This is a genomic window from Paenibacillus sp. E194, from assembly GCF_000935845.1.
GTDB lineage: Bacteria > Bacillota > Bacilli > Paenibacillales > Paenibacillaceae > Paenibacillus_B > Paenibacillus_B alvei_B.
The window spans coordinates 1-1,302 of sequence record NZ_JMDX01000497.1; the positions used below are offsets into that span (position 1 = coordinate 1).

General features: G+C 46.1%; 1 protein-coding gene. It reads left to right on the plus strand.

Going from position 1 to position 1,302, the window contains the following annotated elements; all coding sequences use genetic code 11:
* Positions 1-815, plus strand: an 815-nt coding sequence (locus AZ66_RS29185) for a homocitrate synthase/isopropylmalate synthase family protein (protein WP_044358147.1), incomplete at its 5' end; no start/stop codon positions are given.
* Positions 816-1,302 lie beyond the last annotated feature (487 nt).

Genomic DNA, 1,302 nt, shown 5'->3' on the forward strand with positions numbered 1-1,302 from the left:
CGCGGAATGATGTGTTGCGTGCGGGTACGCAGATCAAGCCAGAGCACTTATACGAAACGTCCCGCATGGTTAGCCGCATGATGCATTTCCCGATTGCGTTCAACAAACCGATTGTGGGCCGCAACGCTTTCCAGCATGAGTCTGGTATTCATCAGGATGGATTGCTCAAAAACCGCAGCACTTACGAGATCATGGATCCTGTTGAGCTGGGCATTCCTCATCATATGATTATTCTGGGCAAGCATTCGGGACGCCATGCACTCAAGCATAGAGCTGCCCAATATGGAGTCTCATTGGATACGAATCAGTTGGAAGAGGTATATGCGAACTTCAAGCAGATGGCTGATCAGCAGAAGGTTGTGACGGATGAACAACTGCTTCATTGCATCGGGGAGACGTTGAATGAACAGCTGGAGGCTGTTGAACTGCTTGATGTCCAAGTAATAGCGGGGAGCTCCCGCAGTCGTGTTGCTTCCGTGGTAGTTAAGAAGCAGGATACTGGAATGGAGCATACTTATGCCGGTGTGGGCAGCGGGCCAATTGAAGCCGTGATACGGGCAATTACGCAGTCTTTCTCCGAATCGATTCAATTTGAAGACTTAGAGCTTCATTCCTTGTCTTCCGGGGAGAATGCTGCGGGCGAGGCCATAGTTACCGTGTCGTGCAATGAATGCCGCTACCAAGGAAGTGCGATGCACCAAGATATTGTAATGGCGGCTGCACAAGCCTATGTTGCAGCATGCAATCAAGCCGTTCGAGGCCAATTGGCTGAGTCAGACCCTATTGCCGAGTCGGGGATTGTGGAGGTATCCTAACGGAGTGTGGACAAAGTTATCCACATATTCCGTTGAAAACGTGGATAGAACGCTTTCGGCCATGCAGGACTAAGGATCTAGTTTTGGTGAAAAAAAGAATAACATCTGCAATGGAATACACTGGAATTGTGGATAATGTGGATAAAACAGTGGATAATCTTGGTTTACAAAATCAAAACACTATTCTACCAATAAAAAATGAGTAGAAATGAAAATTAGATTTCTGTTTCATAAAGATGATTCTTGTGAATAACCTGTGATTTACGTGGATGTGGTCTTAAGGTATGCATTCCTTCATGAAAATTCCAATTGATGGAATGAAATGTAGGGCATGGATGCTGCGGGACGGCTTATCGTACTCGCGATAAATAATGGTCGGTGCTGATGTTATTCAGCACTGACCATCCATCTTGTAAGTAGCCATCCAGAGTAAAATTGATGCATCGAGCTATGATGGAGGGTTGAAATGGATGAGCTTAAGAACAGT